Genomic DNA, 18,314 nt, shown 5'->3' with positions numbered 1-18,314 from the left:
ATACAACGACCGCACCCCTCGATGGCAAACCGGCTGGACACGCTACCGTCGGCACCGTACCGATCACGCACGAAGGAGTGTTGTCAGTGGCTGATTCGTCGTTCGACGTCGTGAGCAAGGTGGACCGCCAGGAGGTCGACAACGCTCTGAACCAGGCCGGCAAGGAGCTGTCGACCCGCTTCGACTTCCGCGGCACCGGCGCGAGCATCGAGTGGTCCGGAGACGAGGCCATCGTCATCACCGCCGAGGCCGAGGAACGCGCGAAGGCCGCCCTGGACGTCTTCAAGGAGAAGCTCATCCGACGCGACATCTCGCTCAAGGCCTTCGACGCCGGCGATCCCGTGCAGTCGGGCAAGACCTACAAGATCACCGGCACGCTGGTGCAGGGCATCACCACCGAGAACGCCAAGAAGATCTCGAAGAAGATCCGCGACGAGGGCCCCAAGGGCGTCAAGGCGCAGATCCAGGGCGAGGAACTGCGGGTGAGCAGCAAGAAGCGTGACGACCTCCAGGCCGTTCAGCAGCTGCTCAAGGGCGAGGACTTCGGCATCGCCCTGCAGTTCGTCAACTACCGCTGACTCAGCGGTAGGGCCCCGCCATGCGCTCGAGGCGGGCGATGCGCTCCTCCATCGGCGGGTGCGTGGAGAACAGCTTGCTCGCGCGGTCACCCGCCCGGAACGGGTTGGCGATCATCAGGTGCGACTGGGCCGTGAGGCGCGGCTCGGGGGGCAGCGGGGCGGCCTGGGTGCCGCTCTGCAGCTTGCGGAGCGCGGAGGCCAGCGCCAGGGGGTCGCCGGTGAGCTCGGCACCCGACTGGTCCGCCTGGTACTCCCGCGAGCGCGACACGGCCAGCTTCACCAGGGACGCCGCGATCGGTCCGAGCATCGACACCAGCAGCAGGGCCAGCGGGTTGGCGCCCTGCCCGTTCCCGCGCCCGCCGAAGACGTTCGCGAAGAACGCGAAGTTCGCGAGTCCGGACACCACGGCCGCCATGGCGCCCGCCACGGACGAGATGAGGATGTCGCGGTTGTAGACGTGCGAGAGCTCGTGGCCGAGGACCGCGCGCAGCTCACGCTCGTTCAGCAGTGCCAGGATGCCGCTGGTGCAACACACCGCGGCGTTGCGCGGGTTGCGTCCCGTGGCGAACGCGTTGGGGGCGTTGGTGGGGCTGATGTAGAGCCGCGGCATGGGCTGATGCGCCGCGGTGGCCAGCTCGCGGACGATCGCGAAGATGCGCGGGTACTCGACCTCGGTGATCGGCTGGGCGTGCATCGACTTCAGCGCCAGCTTGTCGCTGTTGAAATAGGCGTACCCGTTCATGCCGACGGCCAGGACGACCGCGACCACCAGGATGGTCGAGTTCTGGAACAGAGCGCCGATGAAGACGATCAAAGCCGACATCCCGACCATCAGGCCGAACGTCTTCATGCCGTTCGCGAACTTCATCGTGTGTCGCCGATCCTCTCGCCGCAGTGCTTCCTGCACGAACAACGACCGAGGTGACGCGGGTAGTTCCCGTCAGCTGATGCGGGCGACCGTGTACTCGACCAGCTTGCGCAGCGCGTCGTTGGCCGGGCCCTGTGGCAGAGCGTCCAGCTCGGTGCGCGCCCGCTGGGCGTAGGTGTCGAGCGTCTCGCGTGCCTTGGCCATGCCCGGCGAACGACCCAGCAGAGTCAACGCCTCGGCCACGTCCGCGTCGTCGGTGATGGGGCCGCGCAGCAGGTGGCGGAGCCGGTCGCCGTCCGCACCCTCGTCGCGCAGCGCGAACAGCACGGGCAGCGTGTGGACGCCCTCGCGCAGGTCGGTACCCGGCGTCTTGCCGGAGTCCGACGCGGCGGACGAGATGTCGATGATGTCGTCGGAGATCTGGAACGCGGTGCCCACCGCGTCGCCGAGACGCTCGAGCCGCTCGATGTGCTCGTCGTCGCCCCCGGAGAACGTGCCGCCGAAGCGACCGCTCGTCGCGATCAGCGAACCCGTCTTCTCCCACACCGTGGTGAGGTAGTGATCGACCGGATCCTGATCGGGCTTGCTGCCGATCGTCTCGCGCATCTGGCCCGTGACCAGCGCGGCGAACGTCTCGGCGATCGTACGCACGGCGGAGGGGCCCAGCGTCGAGACCAGGCGCGACGCGTGTGCGAAGAGGTAGTCGCCCGCGAGGATGGCGACGCTGTTGCCCCAGCGCGCATTGGCGGACTCCACGCCGCGGCGCATGGCGGCCTCGTCCATGACGTCGTCGTGATACAGCGTCGCGAGGTGCACCATCTCGAGCACGGTGGCCGCGGTGACGATGTCCGGACTGGACGCCTTGGGGCCGAGCTGACCGGTGAGAATGGTGAACAGCGGGCGGAACCGCTTGCCGCCGGCCTTGGCGAGGTGCAGCGCCGCCTCGGTGAGGAAGTCCTCACCGTCGGACAGCTCGGTCACGAGCAGGCTCTCGACCTCGGCCATCGCCGCGCGCACGATCTCTGCGAACTCCGCATTCCCGAGATCCACGCCCGCCACCACGGTGGCCCCACTCGCACTCGTCTCGGTCACCGCGCTCGCACCCATTTCTCGTCGTCGAACACCTCGCGCGGCTCCGGGCCTCGGCGCCGCGTCTGCCTCCAACCTATCGTGCCTGCAAGATGGAACGATGACGGATGGACGCGCACAGGGTGTGACACCGGGAACTCGACGCGTGACCGACGTTCTCGTCGTCGGAGCGGGACCCGCGGGCAGCGCCGCCGCGGCCTGGTCCGTACGAGCTGGTCACGACACGATTCTCGCGGACGCCGCCACGTTCCCGCGCGACAAGACCTGCGGTGACGGACTCACGCCGCGTGCCGTGGCCGAGCTCGACGAGCTGGGGCTCGGTGAGTGGGTGCGCTCGCGGGCGATCAATCGTGGCCTACGCCTCACCGGATTCGGTCAGGAACTCACGCTGCCGTGGCCGGGTGGCTCCCTGCCCGACATCGGTTCTGCGGTACCGCGTACCGAGTTGGACGACCGGATCCGCCGGGTGGCCGTCGACGACGGCGCGGTGATGATGGAGAACGCCAAGGCCGTCGATGCGGTGCTGGTGAGCGGGCGGGTCACCGAGGTGATGTTCGACACCGCCGACGGCCCTGTCGCCGTGGCCTGCCGCACGCTGATCGTGGCGGACGGGGTGCGCTCGCCGCTCGGCAAGATCCTCGGCCGTACGTGGCACCGCGACACCGCCTTCGGGGTCGCGGCACGGGCGTACGTCACCAGTGACCGCAGTGAGGACGAGTGGATCACCTCGCACCTCGAGCTCCGCGACGGGGAGGGCACCCTGCAGGCCGGCTACGGGTGGGTGTTCCCGCTGGGCGTGAACGACGAGGGCACCGGCGAGGTGAACGTGGGGGTGGGAACGCTCGCCACCTCGAAGCGCCCGGCTGCCGGCGCGCTGCGACCTCTCCTGAATCTCTATGCGTCACAACGGGAGTCCGAGTGGGGCCTGAGCGGCGGCGTGCGGCGCGTGCAGTCCGCCCTGCTGCCGATGGGCGGCGCGGTCTCGGACGTGGCGGGCCCTAACTGGGCGCTCGTCGGCGATGCGGCGGCCTGCGTGAATCCGCTCAACGGTGAGGGCATCGACTACGGACTCGAGGGTGGTCGACTGATCGCCGAACACCTGGACGGCGCAGACCTGACGCAGGTGTGGCCGGCGGTGCTCCGCGAGCACTACGGGCAGAGCTTCTCGGTCGCTCGTCGCCTCGCGGGACTGCTGACGGTGCCGCGGTTCCTGCCCGCCACGGGGCCGATCGGCATGCGGTCGCGCGCGATCATGACCGTCGCCGTGCGGGTGATGGGCAACCTCATCACCGACGAGGATCGCGACGTGGTCGCGCGCGCCTGGCGGGCCGCGGGATCGACGTCGCTGAAGGTGGACGACCGGCCACCGTTCTCCTGAGAGTGCCCGGCTGCCTCAGGAGCCGGGCCCGGTCAGCGTCCCGGCCGGAAGGCGTACACGGTGGTGCCGTCCGGCAGAAGTATCCCGTCGCGATCGCGGAAGCCGCACTCGAGAGACGCCACGACGCGTTGCAGCACGGGGAGCCGTGCCTGCTCGTCGAGTCCGGCGTGGACGGCGAGGGACAGTTCGGCTCCGTACAGCGCCAGGATGGCCTCGACCGCGCCGGCGAGCGCCGGGTCCTTGGCCTGGTAGAACGCGAAACGGTCCGCCTCCATCGTGTAGTCGCGCTCGTTGCCGCCCGCCAGTACCCGCACCCCGAACTCGGCCAGGTACTCCACCATGCGGCGCTCGGTGGCGCCGAAGCCGATCGACCGGCGGTCCGGCGAGAGGGTGTCGACGACGCGCTTGGTGTCCATGATCAACAGGCCGAGGTCGTTGGCGTCGAGCAGACCGAGGTCGGCGCGCATGGCGTCGCGCAGCAGACGCTGGATCTCGATCAGGAACCCGTGCTCACGGTTCAGCCGCTCGACGGCCGGACCTGGCATCGCGCCCGTCGTGGAGTAGGGCACCAGCACCCGGAGATCGAGCGACATGAGCATCTCGAGCAGCGGCGCGACGCGCTGGCGGGCCACGACGACGGTGATCGTCGAGATGCGCAGCAGTTCCTGATAGGCGGCGTCGACGTCGGCCTGCAGGTCGTCGGCACCCGGCGGCAGTGCGGTCGCGTCGGGGGCGGTCCGGCGACGTACGGCGTCGATCCAGACCCGCTGGAAGGTGGTCAGCGCGACCGACAATTCCTGGTAGCGCTCGGTGACCTGGTCGCGTACCAGCGACGTCTCGACGGCCTGGCGACCGGAATCGTGGGTCAGCTCGGCGCGGATGGTGCGCAGCTCGCGCGCGCGGCGCGTCTCCCTGGTGAGGTGCATGCGCGTGGTGCTGACGGCCCAACCGGCCCCGCCGGCGGCGACGGCCGAGGCAGCGAGGGTGGCATAGGGCAGCCAATCCGGTACGGGCATGCGCAGATCATGCCGTATCCGGACACGGTACGAACACCGATAGGTGCGTTCTCCGTATCTTTCAGTACACCGGTTTCACGGCGCTGTGCAAGGTGACGATGCCGCCCGTGAGATTGCGCCACTGCACGCGGCCCCATCCCGCGGACTGCATGCGCCGCGCGAGCTCCGCCTGGTCCGGCCAGGCGCGAATGGATTCCGCCAGGTAGACGTAGGCGTCGGGATTGCTGCTGACGGTGCGGGCCACGGCCGGGAGCGCCTTCATCAGGTACTCCATGTAGACGGTGCGGAACGCCGGGAAGACCGGTGTGGAGAACTCGCACACCACCAACCGTCCGCCGGGCCGGACCACCCGCAGGATCTCGGCGAGGCCGGCGTTGTGATCGGCCACATTGCGGAGACCGAACGAGATGGTGGCGGCGTCGAACACGTCGTCGCCGTACGGCAGGTGCATCGCGTCGCCCGCGATCATCGGGACGCCGCGCGAGAGGCCCGCGCGGAGCATGCCCTTGGAGAAGTCGGTGGCGACGCACCAGGCGCCGGACCGGCCGAGTTCCTCCGTGGACACTCCGGTCCCGGCCGCGAGATCGAGCACCGCTTCCCCGGGCTTCAGCGCGAGCGCGTCGCGCGTCGCGCGCCGCCAGCCGCGGTCCTGCCCGAAGGACAGGACGGTGTTGGTCAGGTCGTACCGCTTCGCGACTCCGTCGAACATGGACGCGACGTCGTGCGGTTGCTTGTCCAGTTGCGCTCTGGAGCCGTGTGCTGCCACACCTGAACAGTACGTGGGCCGCGCACTCACCTAGGCCGCCGTCGTCCGCCGTCCGACGTCCGAGGTGCCGATGACCGCCTCGTAGTGGCCGATCAACTGGCTGCACAGCGCGGGCCAGGTGCGATGCAGGACGGACTTGCGCGCGGACGTGGCGAACCTCGCACGCGTGGTGGGGTCGGCGAGGGCCTGCACGGCGCTCGGCAGCAACTCCTCGTACCGATCCACGGGCAGCAGGTACCCGTTGCGGCAGTGGCTCACCAGATCGCGGGGACCGCCGGCGTCGGGTCCGATCACGGGGACACCGCTCGCGAGCGCCTCCTGGACGGTCTGGCAGAACGTCTCGTGCTCACCGGGGTGCGCGAACACGTCGAAGGACGCGTAGGCCTCCGACAGAGCCTGCCCGCCCAGTTGACCGGTGAACACCGCGGACGGCATGAGCGCCTCGAGCCGCGCGCGCTCCGGACCGTCACCGACGATCACCACACGCACGCCCGGTGTCCGCTCGAGCACCGCGAGGCGTTCCACGTGCTTCTCCGGTGCCAACCGGCCGACGAAGCCCACCACCAGCGCGTCGCCCGCGTCCCACTGCGCACGACGCTCCGCGTTCCGCGACGACGGCGCGAAGCGCACGGTGTCCACTCCCCGACCCCAGCGATGCACGCGGGGGATGCCGTGCGCGGCGAGTGCGTCCATCGCCGACGTCGACGGTGCGAGGGTGCGGGCACTGCCCTTGTGGATCCGGCGGGTCCACGCCCAGCAGGCACGCGAGGTCAACCCGAGGCCGTAACTCTCGGCGAACCCGGCGACATCGGTCTGATAGACGGCGACGGCCGGGACGTCCAGCCTCCGCGCGGCCGCGAGGCCACCGGCACCGAGCGAGAACGGCGATGCCAGGTGCACCACGTCGGGCGCGAACGAGCGCAGCGCGGCGGTCATACCGGGGCTCGGCACGCCGACGGGCAGCGAACTCACCTTGGGGACCATCACCGACGGCACTCGCAGAACCGGGAACGAGCCGTGCGAGGTCGGTGCCGCGGGCACCCCGGCCGGCGTGTCCGGCGCGACGATCATGGCATCGTGACCTGCGGACTCCGCATGTTCGAGCACGCGGAGAATCGAGTTGGTGACACCGTTGACGTGAGGCAGGAACGATTCGGCGACCACGGCTATGCGCACACCGTGGACTGTTCCGCGCCGCGACGACCGCGATGCGAGGGCGACGTGACCAGCGGGCGAACCCCGGGCGAACCCTCCGGTACCGGGTCAGACGCGCGCGTCGCGGCGCCGCAGGTAGAGGATCGACGGGCCGGCGATCAGCCACGTGACGACGATGACGGAGAGCGCGGGCACGACGGCCACCGAGGCGTCACGGCCGGCGACCCGCACCAGGTCGGGATCGCTGCGGGAGTACTCGACGTCGATGCGCTGACCGGCGACGAGGTTGGTCGGGTACAGCACTCCGAGCTTGGGATTGTGCATCTCGCCGTCGGGAGTCACGAAGCTCACCGCCGAGCGCAGACGTCCGGCCGACAGCACCTCGGCCGTGGCGACGCCCTCGTCCGAGGAGATGGTGTGGTCGTTGCGCCACGCCGCGAGGACCAACAGGACCGCGAGCACCGAGACGACGGTGGCGATCACCAGGAGAACGGTGGGAACGCGCGAGCGGCGCCGCACGGGGGCCTCGTCCGCCTCGGAGTTCTCGACAGCAGGCATGTCGCCACCGGACATCTCGGCACCGGCCGGACTCGGGACGACGGGGTTCACCAGGACAGGCTAGCGACCGCACCACGCAGGACGTCGGCAGCGGTACGCCGAGTAACGTCTCCCGCCATGGGGCGGAAATTCAGTTACACCGAGGACTTCGACGTGACACCGGCGCAGGCGCACTCCGCCTTGACGGACGAAGCGTTGTGGGACAAGCGAACCAAGGAGGTCTCCGACCGGGCCAGCGTGGAGTACTCGCACCGGCCCGACGGCGGCTTCGACGTGGTGATCTCCGAGGGGGTCGGCGCGTCCGTGCTGCCGGGGTTCGTCCGGAAGGTGATTCGCGGCGACCTGGTGATCACGCGCAAGGACAGCTGGGGACCGCTCGAAGGCGACCGTGCGAACGGCACGCTCGAAGGCGGATCGACGGGCTTGACCTCGAAGGTGCGCGGAACGTTCGAACTGGTGCCTCACGGCACCGGATCGCGCCTGACCCTGAAGGGGACGGCCGAGGTGAAGGTCCCGTTCGTCGGCGGCAAGATCGAGGGCATGGTCACCGAGATGATCGGCAAGATGGTGCACTCCGAGAGCAAGCAGGCACGGGAGTACCTCGCCGACAGGGCCTAGAGGGCAGCGCGGATCGACGCGTGCAGATCGCGTAGACCGGACCGATCGGTGGTCACCTCGAGCACCCGGGTGCCCTCGGCGTGACCCGTGAGCAGCTTCGCGAGCTCGTCGGGATCGACCCGCCGGTGCGGGATCCGGTAGGCGGCACACAGCGCCGCGAGGTCCATGCCGTGCGGAGTGCCGAACACGCGCTCGAAGACGCCCGCGTACTGGGGATCACCTTGCTCGAGCAGTTCGAAGATGCCGCCACCGTCGTCGTTCGCGACGACGATGGTGAGGTCCCGCGGTCGGGGCTCCCCGGTGCCGATGAGCAGTCCGGACGCGTCGTGCAGGAACGTCAGGTCCCCCATCAACGCGATGGTGCGGCCGTCGTGTGCCAGCGCAGCGCCCACCGCGGTGGAGACGGTGCCGTCGATGCCCGCCACACCGCGATTGGACAGCACCCGGACGTCTTCCGCCGGGTAGCCGACCAGCGCCATGTCGCGCACCGGGTTGGAGGCGCCGAGCACGAGCAGATCACCCGGCCGACGTGCCGACGACACGGCGGCGGCGACGTGCAGACCCGTTGGAATCGAGAGCGAGTCGAGCTGCCCGCGGACCGCGGCATCGGCCGACTCCGAGGCGTCGGCACAGCGACGCAGCCACTCGGGTGACGGTGTCCCGGTGCCCAGCGCGCGCGTTCCGGTCGCCACGACGTTGCCCGAGACGTCGGGCCAGCGGGGTCCGGTGGTGAGAGCGATGACGGAGACGGCCGGGTCGGCCAGCACCTTCGAGACCTGACGATGCAGCGTGGGACGCCCGGTGATGATGGCCTGGCGCGGCGACAGCGCACCGAGCGCGAGCGGGTTGAGCGGGTGGCCGTGCAGAGGCGCGGTCGGCTCGGCGACCGTCGGCAGCCCGGCGAGTTCCGGCCGATAGGCGGCGCCGTGTCCGGAGATGACGACGGTGTCCACCGAGAGGTCCAGGTCCACCGGAACGTCGAGCGTCGCGTACTGCGTGGTGGTCCACGGGGAGCCGTCGGGACGTCCCTCCGGGGCGGGGCGGGAGTCGGCCGGGTCGGGCGTGAGGGGCTCGCGCAGCGGCATGTCGAAGTGGACCGGGCCGGCGTTGCCCGAGCGCGTACCGCGTGCGGCAGCCAGGACGCGGCACACGGCCGACCGCCACTGGCTGTTGACCTGGTCGGACTCCTCGGCGAGACCGAGGCTGATGGTCGCGCGCACCTGACCCGCGAACAGGCCGAGTTGCTCGACCGTCTGGTTGGCGCCGGTGCCGAGCATCTCGTAGGGGCGGTTGGCGCTGAGCACGACCAGCGGAATGCGGGCGTAATTGGCCTCGAGCACGGCGGGTCCGAGATTGGCGACGGCGGTTCCGGACGTCATCACGACAGGGACGGGTCGGCGGCCGGACACGGCGAGTCCGATGGCGAGGAAGCCGGCGGTGCGTTCGTCGATGCGCATGTGCAGGCGGACGCGACCGGCGCGGTCGGCGGCCTCGAGCGCGAACGCGAGCGGCGCGTTACGCGATCCGGGGCACAGCACGACGTCCTGGACGCCGCCGCGGATCATCTCGTCGACTACGACGGCGGCTTGAGAGGTGGACGGATTCACCATTTCAGAGTGTCACAGATGCCGGACCTGCCTGAATGATCGGCCGGCCTCCAGGGCGCGCGTGGCCCTGGCACGATGAACCGGTGCGCACACACTTCGATCCGCAGACCATGGACGCCGGCGACTACTACAAGCTTCTCACCACGTCAGTGGTGCCCAGACCCATCGCGTGGGTGTCGACGGTCTCCGCGGACGGCGTACCGAACCTGGCGCCGTACAGCTTCTTCTCCGTCTCCTCCAGCGCACCCGCCGTGGTGCAGTTCACGTCGGTCGGCCGCAAGGACAGCCTGCGCAACATCGAGGAGACGGGCGAGTTCGTCGTCAACCTCGCCACCGAGTCGTTGTTCGAGCAGATCAATCAGACGTCCGCGAACTACGACGCCTCGGTGAGCGAGTACACCGCGGTCGACCTCGAGAGCGAGCCCAGTGAGACCGTCCGCCCGCCGCGCGTCGTCGCGTCCCCGCTCTCGATCGAGGCGACGCTCCATCAGGTGGTCGAGGTGGGCAACTCGTTCGTCGTCATGGGCGCGGTCACGATGATCACGGTGCGTCCGGAGTTCCTCGCGGAGGACGGGTTGCCCGACTTCGGCGCCCTCGCACCGCTGAGCCGGCTCGGCCGCGACGAGTGGGGCATGCCCCCGGCCGTGCGACGAATCCAGCGCCCCGACAGGCCTTGAATCCGGATCGGGTCCCGTTCGACCGCTCGCGCACGGTGCGCTGGGCCTCGCTCGCTCTGGCGACCGTCGTCGTCGCCGTCCTGGCGGAGCGGGTCGGCGTTCCGTCGGCCGCGCTGTTCGTCGCGCTCGCCGTGGCGACGGTGTTCGCGTTGTGCGGGTGGGGCCCGGGGAAGGTTCCGCGCACCGCGTCGATGGGCGCGCAGGCCGTGCTCGGCGTCGAGATCGGCACCCTGCTCGATCGGGACACGATGTCCTCGCTGGGGTCCGACTGGATCTGGGTGGTGGTCGTCTCGCTCGGCACCCTGGTGCTGTCCATCGCGGCCGGCGCTCTCCTCGGACTGCATCGTGACCTCGACGCCACCACCGGCGCCCTCGCACTCGTGGCCGGGGGTGCGTCCGGCATGGTCGCGATCGCCCGTGATCTGGGCGGCGACGAGCGGGTGGTCGCCGTGGTGCAGTACGTCCGGGTGCTGCTGGTCACCGCGTCGCTACCGTTCGTCGCCACGGTGGTCTTCTCGGCGGACACCGGACAGAGCGGATCGCTCGACACCGCCTCCGCCCCGCTCTGGACGGACGCGCTCTTCATCGTTGTGTGCCTGCTGGTGGGCATCCCGCTGGGCCGACTGATCCGCCTGCCCGCGCCCGCCCTGCTCGGACCGTTGCTGATCTCCGGTGCCGCGGACCTGCTGGGGTGGACGGGCGACGCCGGCGTGCCGTTTCTGCTGCTCCAGCTCGTCTACATCGTCATCGGGTGGCAGGCCGGCCTGCAGTTCACCCTCGACAGCCTGAAGTCCATCGGCCGCATCATCCCGTGGGCAGTACTGCTGATCATCGCCATCGCGGTGGGCTGCGCGCTGCTCGGCCTGATCCTGGTGGGCACCACCGGTATCACCCCGTACGAGGCCTACCTCGCCACGACGCCGGGCGGTATCTACGCGGTGCTCGCGCTGGCGGCGGCGAGCAGCGTGAACGTGACCTTCGTCGTGGCGGCCCAGGTGCTCCGGGTGTTCATGATGCTGCTGGTGGTCCCGCTGTTCACCCGGGCACGCGGGCGCGGCTAGCCGTTCGCGTCCTGCACGAGCCGCGCGACGACATCGGGTGTCAGGGTTCCGTCGCCGAAGGCCACCATGCGGGCGAGCGGGACGCTCGACAGGAAGACTGCCGTCTCCGGGTTGCCCATCATCGCCTGTGCCACCGACGGTCCGTCGCCGTCCTCGATGGCCGTCCGCAGCAGGTCACCGCCGCGCGGATCGTCCAGCCACTCGGTGACGGTCGACTCGGCCGTCAATGGCAGGCGGACGTCGTCGCCCGTCACGGAGACGATCGCGACGCTCCGGAGATCGCGCGACGATGCCGCCGCGGCCACGACGTACTCGCCCGGCGCCACGATCCAGGACGACACCCGGGTGTCCCAGTACGCCAGGTCGGCACGCCGGACGGTGAGAGTCACGGTCTCGGTCGCACCCGCGGCGATCTCGACCGACTCGAACGCCGCGAGCTCACGCGGAACACGGTGCGCGTCCTCGTCGGGCGCGGACACGTAGATCTGCACGACCTCCCGGCCGTCCCGGTTCCCGGTGTTGGTCACCGGCACCGTGACGTCGATGCCGTGCTCCCCCACCGTCGCGGTCACGTCGCCGTACTCGAACGTCGTGTACGACAGGCCCCATCCGAAGGGGTACGACACGTCGGTCTCGCGCGCATCGAAGCCGCGGTAGCCCACGTGGATGCCCTCGCCGTAGCGGACGACCCCGTGCTCACCGGGGAAGTCCAGGTAGGACGGGTGGTCCTCGAGCCGGAGCGGAACGGTCTCCGCGAGCCGTCCCGACGGGTTCACGACGCCGAACAGCACGTCGGCGATCGCTCCGCCGCCGGCCTGTCCCAGCAGCCACGTCTCGAGGATCGCGGGGACGTCGGTGTCCCACGGCGACGTCAGGACCACGCCGCCGTTCGACAGCACCACCACGGTGTTCTCGTTCACCGCGCGCACTCGCTCGACCAGGGCCAGATGGCCTTCCGGCAGCGCCAGCGTGGTGCGGTCCATGCCCTCGGTCTCGGGATCGTTGCCGACGAAGACGAGGGCGATGTCGTGCGTGCGAGCGAGCTCGACGGCCTCGTTCAGCAGTCCGTCGTCGGCGTCGGTCTCCTCGGTCGACGCGTGGTCGGCGTCGTACCCGGGCGCGAACGCCACCTCGCCCTGCGCGGCAGCGGTGATCGCCGACAGCGCGTCGTCCAACCGGGTCGGGGTGATCTGCGAACTACCGCCGCCCTGGTAGCGCGGGGTGCGGGCGATCTCGCCGAGCACGGCGATCGACCCGGAACCCGGCTCGAGCGGCAGCAGACCGTCGTTCTTCAGCAGGACGATCGCCCGGCTCGCGATCTCTCGGGCCAGCGCATGGTGGGCATCGTGATCGACGTCCACGGAACCGCTCGCGTCCTGCGCGCGCTCGATCAGTGCGCGCACGCGCGCCGCCGCCGTCTCGAGAGCGCCCGGATCGAGCGCACCGGACTCCGCCGCGTCGGCGACCCGCTGGTCACCGGCAGCGTCGGGTCCGGGCATCGTCAGGTCGAGGCCCGCGGCGATCGAGTCGACCCGGTCCACGACGGCGCCCCAGTCGGACACGACGGCGCCCTCGAAACCCCACTCGCCGCGCAGCACGTCCGTCAGGAGCCACCGGTTCCGCGAGGCGTGGACGCCGTTGATGCGGTTGTAGGAGCACATGACGGTCCACGGCTGCGCCTGCTCCACCACACGCTGGAACGCCCTGAGGTAGATCTCGCGCAGGGTGCGTTCGTCCACCTCGGCGCTCACGCGCATGCGGTCGGTCTCCTGGCTGTTGACCGCGAAGTGCTTGAGCGAGGTGCCGACGCCCCGGCTCTGCACGCCCTGCACGTAGGCGGCGGCGAGCGTGCCCGTGAGCAACGGGTCCTCCGAGAAGTACTCGAAGTTGCGGCCACCGAGCGGGCTGCGCTTGATGTTGATGCCGGGGCCCAGCAGGACGGACACGTCCATCGACCGGGCCTCGGTGGCCAACGCCTCTCCCATCCGCCGCAGCAGGTCGGGATCCCAGGTACTCGCGGTGGCGGTGGCCGGCGGGAAGCATGTCGCGGGTCGTCCGGAGAACATGTCGCTGTCGCTCGCCTGCATCCGCACGCCGTGCGGGCCGTCGGTCAGCGTGATCGCCGGGAGCCCGCCCTGCTGCTCGGTGCTCCAGAAGTTGCGTCCACTGGTGAGGGCTGCGAGATCGTTGCGTGGAGTCATGGCTCCATCATCGACGATCCGGCCCTCCGTGCGCCTTTCGCGCATCCGGGGATACGCGAAAGGCGCACGGGGGTCAGGCTGCGTACTTCTGCACCAGGGCGCCGACGCGCGGGAGAGCCTCGGTGACGTTCTTCTTCGCCGACGGGCGGAGCGAGGAGTACGCCTTCTTGATGGTCGACTTGCTGGTCTCGTCGATGCGCGCGTCGGTGACGGACAGCAGCGCGTCGGACGCCTCGTCACCGTTCGCGGCGAGGAACTCACCGAACGTGCCGGTCGGCGCGGCCTGGTACCGCTGCCAGAACGGGTCGAGCTTCTCGACGAAGCTCGGCCACAGCTTGGCGACCGCATCGTCGACGACGCTGGGGCTCACCTTCTTCACGGCGCCGTATCCGCCCTTGACCGCCAGGCCGGAGGCGCCCTTCTTGTCGGAGACCTCGGCGTCGATGAGCGCGCGGACGTCCGCGCGCACGGCCGGTGCGGTGTTCTCGTCGAGGAGGGTGGTCTGCAGTGATGCCACGGGAAACAATCCTGTCGTCGGGAGTCAGGCCGGAGGCCGTTCTCTTGGTTGGAGTCGGGCGCAAACGCCGTTCTCGGAGAAGGTTTCTGGTCGGCGCGACCCTACAACAGAGCGAGGGGATGGCACCGGGCGAGACGCTCCAGCCACCACGTCCGCCGATCGTCCGGGGCGGCGAGCTCGCGGAGTCGATCCGCATCGGGGACGACGGTGTCGACCCGCAGACGACCGTCGACGAGTGCTCGCGGCTCGGCCACGTCGGTGACGAACAGTGCGCCGGTGCCCAGGCCGCACGCGGCACTCGACGGCAGGGCCGCCGCCGCAGCGAGTCCCGCGGACATGCCGATCGCCGAGTCGAGGGCGCTCGACACGACCACGGGGACGCCGTACTGCGCCAACTCCTCGGCGAGCCGCAGCACCGCCCGCACCCCGCCCAGCGGCGGCACCTTGACGACGGCCACGTCGGCGGCCCCGGCCCGCACCACGCGCAGCGGGTCCTCGGCTCGCCGGATGCTCTCGTCGGCGGCGATCGACACTCCGCGCACGCGTCTGCGCACCTCGGCGAGTTCCTCGACCGTCGCGCAGGGCTGCTCCGCGTACTCGAGGTCACCGTTCTCGGTGAGGGCGCGCAGGGCCGTCTCGGCCTCGTCGACCGTCCAGCCCCCGTTGGCGTCGACACGCACGGTGGGGACGAGCGCCCGGACCGCCTCTACTCGTGCGACGTCGTCGTCGAGGGTCTGGCCCTTCTCGGCGACCTTGACCTTCGCCGTGCGCGTGCCGGGATAGCGCGCGAGCACGGCGGGCACCTCGGCGGCGGGCACCGCGGGCACGGTGGCGTTGACCTCGACGTGGTCCCGCACCGGATCGGGCGCGCCCTGCCAGGCCATCTCGATGCCGGCACGCAGCCACGCCGACGCCTCGGCGTCGTCGTACTCGGGGAAGGCGCCGAACTCGCCCCATCCCGCGGGTCCGGAGAACACCAGTACCTCCCGCGTCGTGATGCCGCGGAACCGGGTGCGCATGGGCAGCGACAGCACGTGGGCCGACGCGACGATCTCGTCGAGCCCGGGAGCGGGTGCCGCCGTCACTGCTGGCCGGGGAGCAACTGCACCATGAGGGCGTTGCTCTCGGCGACGAGCGTGCCGTCCTGCTTGGTCAACCGGGCCTCGATGAACGTCTTGCGACCCTCGACCTTCGTCACGTGCCCCTCGGCGACGAGCTGCTCGTTCAACGGGGTCACGGCGCGGTAGTCGATGTGCAGGAAGGCGGTGCGGCTGATCGGGCGACCGTACGCGTGCTGGATCAGCCCGAAGAGGTCGTCGAACAGCAACGGCAGCGTGCCGCCGTGGGCTGCGCCGTTGCCGCCGAGATGGAACCGGCGGAACACACCGGTGGACCGCACGCCCTCGGCGCCGTACTTCTCGATGGTCCACGGCAGCATCAGCAGACTGCCGCGGCCCGGGAGCTCCAGCGCGCGGCCCGCCGGTGACAGACCCTCCGGCACCACGTACGGCGCCATGGTCGCAGCGAGTTTCTCCGCCTGGTCGGCGGCCAGGGCGAGCTGGTCGTCCGGCAGGTCCGTGGACACCGCGAGGTCCTGGACGGTGCGCAACGCCTCGATCAACCGGCCGTAGTCCGGCGGCGGCGTGGCCCTGGTGAACTTCGGGAATCCGCCGTGGGGGGAATCGTCGGTCATCGGACGACGGTAACGCGGAGTCCGATTCGGTCCGTCGTTAGGCTGTCGAGGGTGACCGATCAGACCTCGCCGTTCCAGCCCGAGCAGTGGACCGCGGTCCCCGGCTTCGAGGACCTGGTGGACATCACGTACCACCGCCACGTCACCGACGGCACCGTGCGCATCGCGTTCGATCGCCCCGAGGTACGCAATGCCTTCCGCCCCGGCACCGTCGACGAGCTGTACCGCACGCTCGACCACGCCCGGATGACCTCCGACGTCGGCGCCGTCCTCCTCACGGGCAACGGGCCCAGCGAGAAGGACGGCGGGTGGGCCTTCTGTTCCGGCGGCGACCAGCGCATCCGGGGGCGGTCCGGCTACCAGTACGCCAGCGGCGACACGGCCGAGACCGTGGACCGGGCGCGCGCGGGACGGCTCCACATCCTCGAGGTGCAGCGCCTGATCCGCACAATGCCCAAGGTCGTGATCTGCCTCGTCAACGGGTGGGCCGCGGGCGGCGGACACAGTCTGCACGTGGTCTGCGACCTGACTCTGGCGAGCCGGGAACACGCCCGCTTCAAGCAGACCGACGCCGACGTGGGCAGCTTCGACGGCGGATACGGCAGCGCGTACCTGGCGAAGATGGTGGGGCAGAAGTTCGCTCGCGAGATCTTCTTCCTCGGTGACACCTACACCGCCGAGGACATGCACCGGATGGGTGCTGTGAACAAGGTGGTCGATCACGCCGACCTCGAGACCGTCGCCATCGAGTGGGGGCGCACGATCAACGGCAAGTCCCCGCAGGCGCAGCGAATGCTCAAGTACGCGTTCAATCTTCAGGACGACGGGCTGGTGGGGCAGCAGCTGTTCGCGGGCGAGGCGACGCGGTTGGCCTACATGACCGACGAGGCCGTGGAGGGTCGCGACTCGTTCCTCGAGAAGCGTGAGCCGGACTGGTCTCCCTACCCCTGGTACTTCTGAGAGGCGACCGACGATGGAGGTGCTGGCGAGCCGGATCATTCTGCGGCCGAAAAACGTCGACGCGACACTGAGCTTCTATCGGGACCGGTTGCGGCTCGGCATCTTCCGCGAGTATCCCGGTGGCGTGGTGTTCTTCGCGGGGCAGTCGCTGATCGAGGTGGCGGGACACGGGCAGGCCGGAGGCCGGTCGACAGCTGACGGCGAGCCGACGGCGGGTGCGATGGCGACGATCCTGCTGCAGGTGCGTGACGTCGAGGCGGCACGCGCCGAGCTCGAGGCGGCGGGCGTCGAGATCGTGCGGCCCCCGCAGACCGAGCCCTGGGGACTGACGGAGATGTGGATCGCCGACCCCGACGGCACACGCATCGTCGTGGTCGAGGTTCCGCCTGACCACCCGCAACGCCGTGGCTGATCTGACCGTCCTCCCGGTGCCCAGCGGAGACGCGGTGCTGGGTCTGCTGCCGCGACTGCGCGCCGTGCTCGACGGCACCGCCGAGCCGGTCCTGCCGGTCCCCGCCGACGACGATCGTGAGCGTCGACGCCTCGCCGACGCGCTGTCACCGGGCACTCCCGCGGAGCCGGGTACCGCGATGGTGCTCGCGACGTCCGGGTCGACGGGAACCCCGAAGGGGGCCCTGCTCGGGGCGGCCGCACTCCGGGCCAGCGCCGCCGCCACCCATGCCCGGCTGGGTGGGCCGGGACAGTGGTTGCTCGCGCTGCCGGCCCATCACATCGCCGGGATGCAGGTGGTGCTGCGCTCCCTCGCCGCCGGCCACGAACCCGCGGTGGTGGACGTGTCGACGGGGTTCGACCCCGCGCACCTCGTCCGCGCGGTCGCGTCGATGAGCGGGCCCCGGCGCTACACCTCCCTCGTCCCCACCCAGATGGTGAAGGCGCTCGATCGTCCGGACGCCGTCGCGGCGCTCGCGTCCCTCGACGCCGTTCTGCTCGGCGGGGCCGCGACCCCGGCTCCCGTGCTCGACCGCGCACTCGCTGCGGGGATCACCGTGGTCCGCACCTACGGGATGAGCGAGACCTGCGGCGGGTGCGTCTACGACGGCGTTCCCTTGGACGGCGTGACCGTCGGCCTCGAGGCGGACGGCCGGGTGCGCCTCGGCGGACCCACACTGGCGAACGGTTACCGCGGAATGCCTGATCACCCGGCGTTCGCCGAGGCGGGGTGGTTCCGCACCGATGATCTCGGACGCCTGCAGGGCGACCGTCTGCAGATTCTCGGGAGGGCCGACGACGCCATCACCACGGGCGGACTCACCGTCGTACCGCGAGTGGTGGAAGACGCCGTCGCGGGGATCGACGGGGTCGCCGAGTGCGTCGTGGTCGGTGTTCCCGATCCGCGCCTGGGCGAACGGGTGGGCGCACTGGTGGTGCTGCGGCCCGGTGTCGAGCTGTCGCCGGAGTCTCTCCGGGCGGCCGTCGCCGACGCGCTCGGCCCTGCCGCGGCACCCCGGCAGGTGCTGTTCGTGGACGCGCTCCCGGCCCGCGGCCCGGGCAAGGTGGACCGCGCGGCGGCGCGAACGACGCTGGTCGCGTGTGGTCCGACCGAATGACATC

The 18,314-nt window shown here is 70.5% G+C and carries 19 protein-coding genes; 8 read left to right on the top strand and 11 right to left on the bottom strand.

What is annotated here, in order from left to right; genetic code table 11:
* Window positions 1-86: 86 nt before the first annotated feature.
* A complete protein-coding gene (locus QRN16_RS01090) occupies window positions 87-578 on the top strand; it encodes a YajQ family cyclic di-GMP-binding protein (RefSeq protein WP_056441678.1) in 492 nt (163 codons plus the stop codon).
* Window position 579: 1 nt separating this feature from the next.
* Here QRN16_RS01090 and htpX read toward each other — a convergent pair whose 3' ends face one another.
* Window positions 580-1,446 (bottom strand): zinc metalloprotease HtpX, encoded by an 867-nt coding sequence (htpX, locus tag QRN16_RS01085; protein ID WP_027504550.1) that lies wholly within the window; start codon window positions 1,444-1,446, stop codon window positions 580-582.
* 72 nt (window positions 1,447-1,518) lie between these two features.
* Window positions 1,519-2,553 carry a polyprenyl synthetase family protein gene (locus tag QRN16_RS01080; protein ID WP_051613090.1) on the bottom strand — a complete coding sequence of 345 codons (1,035 nt, stop codon included), beginning with the start codon at window positions 2,551-2,553 and terminating at the stop codon, window positions 1,519-1,521.
* 82 nt (window positions 2,554-2,635) lie between these two features.
* Between QRN16_RS01080 and QRN16_RS01075 the strand changes: the two genes are divergently transcribed.
* Complete coding sequence (locus tag QRN16_RS01075; RefSeq protein WP_056441675.1) at window positions 2,636-3,913, top strand: geranylgeranyl reductase family protein; 1,278 nt, start codon at window positions 2,636-2,638, stop codon at window positions 3,911-3,913.
* A 32-nt stretch (window positions 3,914-3,945) separates the two neighbouring features.
* Here the strand turns inward: QRN16_RS01075 and QRN16_RS01070 are convergent, their stop codons facing one another.
* The 4 genes from QRN16_RS01070 to QRN16_RS01055 all read right to left on the bottom strand — a co-directional run bounded on the left by QRN16_RS01070 (window position 3,946) and on the right by QRN16_RS01055 (window position 7,408).
* Window positions 3,946-4,929 carry a hypothetical protein gene (locus QRN16_RS01070; protein WP_222631853.1) on the bottom strand — a complete coding sequence of 328 codons (984 nt, stop codon included), beginning with the start codon at window positions 4,927-4,929 and terminating at the stop codon, window positions 3,946-3,948.
* Window positions 4,930-4,990: 61 nt separating this feature from the next.
* A complete protein-coding gene (locus tag QRN16_RS01065) occupies window positions 4,991-5,695 on the bottom strand; it encodes a demethylmenaquinone methyltransferase (RefSeq protein ID WP_027504546.1) in 705 nt (234 codons plus the stop codon).
* Window positions 5,696-5,725: 30 nt separating this feature from the next.
* On the bottom strand, window positions 5,726-6,871 hold the full coding sequence (locus QRN16_RS01060) for a glycosyltransferase family 4 protein (protein WP_027504545.1): 1,146 nt from the start codon (window positions 6,869-6,871) through the stop codon (window positions 5,726-5,728).
* Between the two features lie 87 nt (window positions 6,872-6,958).
* Entirely contained in the window at window positions 6,959-7,408 is a 450-nt protein-coding gene (locus QRN16_RS01055) for a DUF3592 domain-containing protein (RefSeq protein WP_051613160.1), read from the bottom strand.
* A gap of 117 nt (window positions 7,409-7,525) precedes the next feature.
* On the opposite strand from QRN16_RS01055, the gene QRN16_RS01050 reads away from it, so the two are divergent.
* On the top strand, window positions 7,526-8,026 hold the full coding sequence (locus QRN16_RS01050) for a DUF2505 domain-containing protein (protein ID WP_027504543.1): 501 nt from the start codon (window positions 7,526-7,528) through the stop codon (window positions 8,024-8,026).
* Here the strand turns inward: QRN16_RS01050 and menD are convergent.
* Window positions 8,023-9,633 carry a 2-succinyl-5-enolpyruvyl-6-hydroxy-3-cyclohexene-1-carboxylic-acid synthase gene (gene menD / locus QRN16_RS01045; RefSeq protein ID WP_285184341.1) on the bottom strand — a complete coding sequence of 537 codons (1,611 nt, stop codon included), beginning with the start codon at window positions 9,631-9,633 and terminating at the stop codon, window positions 8,023-8,025. The genes QRN16_RS01050 and menD overlap by 4 nt on opposite strands.
* 83 nt (window positions 9,634-9,716) lie before the next feature.
* On the opposite strand from menD, the gene QRN16_RS01040 reads away from it, so the two are divergent.
* On the top strand, window positions 9,717-10,310 hold the full coding sequence (locus QRN16_RS01040) for a flavin reductase family protein (protein WP_027504541.1): 594 nt from the start codon (window positions 9,717-9,719) through the stop codon (window positions 10,308-10,310).
* Complete coding sequence (locus tag QRN16_RS01035) at window positions 10,307-11,371, top strand: AbrB family transcriptional regulator (RefSeq protein ID WP_285184340.1); 1,065 nt, start codon at window positions 10,307-10,309, stop codon at window positions 11,369-11,371. Before QRN16_RS01040 ends, QRN16_RS01035 begins: the two co-directional genes overlap by 4 nt.
* Here QRN16_RS01035 and QRN16_RS01030 read toward each other — a convergent pair.
* From QRN16_RS01030 to QRN16_RS01015, 4 genes are all read right to left on the bottom strand, one after another.
* Window positions 11,368-13,572, bottom strand: a complete 2,205-nt coding sequence (locus QRN16_RS01030; protein ID WP_285184339.1) for a glycoside hydrolase family 3 C-terminal domain-containing protein — start codon at window positions 13,570-13,572, stop codon at window positions 11,368-11,370. The two genes, QRN16_RS01035 and QRN16_RS01030, sit on opposite strands and share 4 nt — an antisense overlap.
* Before the next feature lie 73 nt (window positions 13,573-13,645).
* On the bottom strand, window positions 13,646-14,089 hold the full coding sequence (locus tag QRN16_RS01025; RefSeq protein ID WP_037184699.1) for a DUF6918 family protein: 444 nt from the start codon (window positions 14,087-14,089) through the stop codon (window positions 13,646-13,648).
* 101 nt (window positions 14,090-14,190) lie between these two features.
* Window positions 14,191-15,174, bottom strand: a complete 984-nt coding sequence (locus tag QRN16_RS01020) for an o-succinylbenzoate synthase (protein WP_285184338.1) — start codon at window positions 15,172-15,174, stop codon at window positions 14,191-14,193.
* Entirely contained in the window at window positions 15,171-15,782 is a 612-nt protein-coding gene (locus QRN16_RS01015) for a PaaI family thioesterase (RefSeq protein WP_027504536.1), read from the bottom strand. The genes QRN16_RS01020 and QRN16_RS01015 overlap by 4 nt, the downstream gene beginning before the upstream one ends.
* A 51-nt stretch (window positions 15,783-15,833) precedes the next feature.
* Between QRN16_RS01015 and QRN16_RS01010 the strand changes: the two genes are divergently transcribed.
* From QRN16_RS01010 to menE, 3 genes are read left to right on the top strand one after another with little or no spacing between them, the layout of a single operon-like run.
* Window positions 15,834-16,742, top strand: coding sequence for a 1,4-dihydroxy-2-naphthoyl-CoA synthase (locus QRN16_RS01010; protein WP_373425200.1), 909 nt, complete (start codon window positions 15,834-15,836; stop codon window positions 16,740-16,742).
* 13 nt (window positions 16,743-16,755) lie between these two features.
* Complete coding sequence (locus QRN16_RS01005; RefSeq protein ID WP_285184337.1) at window positions 16,756-17,154, top strand: VOC family protein; 399 nt, start codon at window positions 16,756-16,758, stop codon at window positions 17,152-17,154.
* The gene (gene menE, locus QRN16_RS01000) at window positions 17,147-18,310 is read left to right on the top strand and encodes an o-succinylbenzoate--CoA ligase (protein WP_056441660.1); all 1,164 of its coding nucleotides are present in this window, start codon (window positions 17,147-17,149) and stop codon (window positions 18,308-18,310) included. Before QRN16_RS01005 ends, menE begins: the two co-directional genes overlap by 8 nt.
* Window positions 18,311-18,314 lie beyond the last annotated feature (4 nt).

This window comes from Rhodococcus sp. MEB041, from assembly GCF_030208955.1.
GTDB lineage: Bacteria > Actinomycetota > Actinomycetes > Mycobacteriales > Mycobacteriaceae > Rhodococcoides.
The sequence above is the reverse complement of the archived record's forward strand: the minus strand, read 5'-3'. Positions and strand labels throughout refer to the sequence as shown.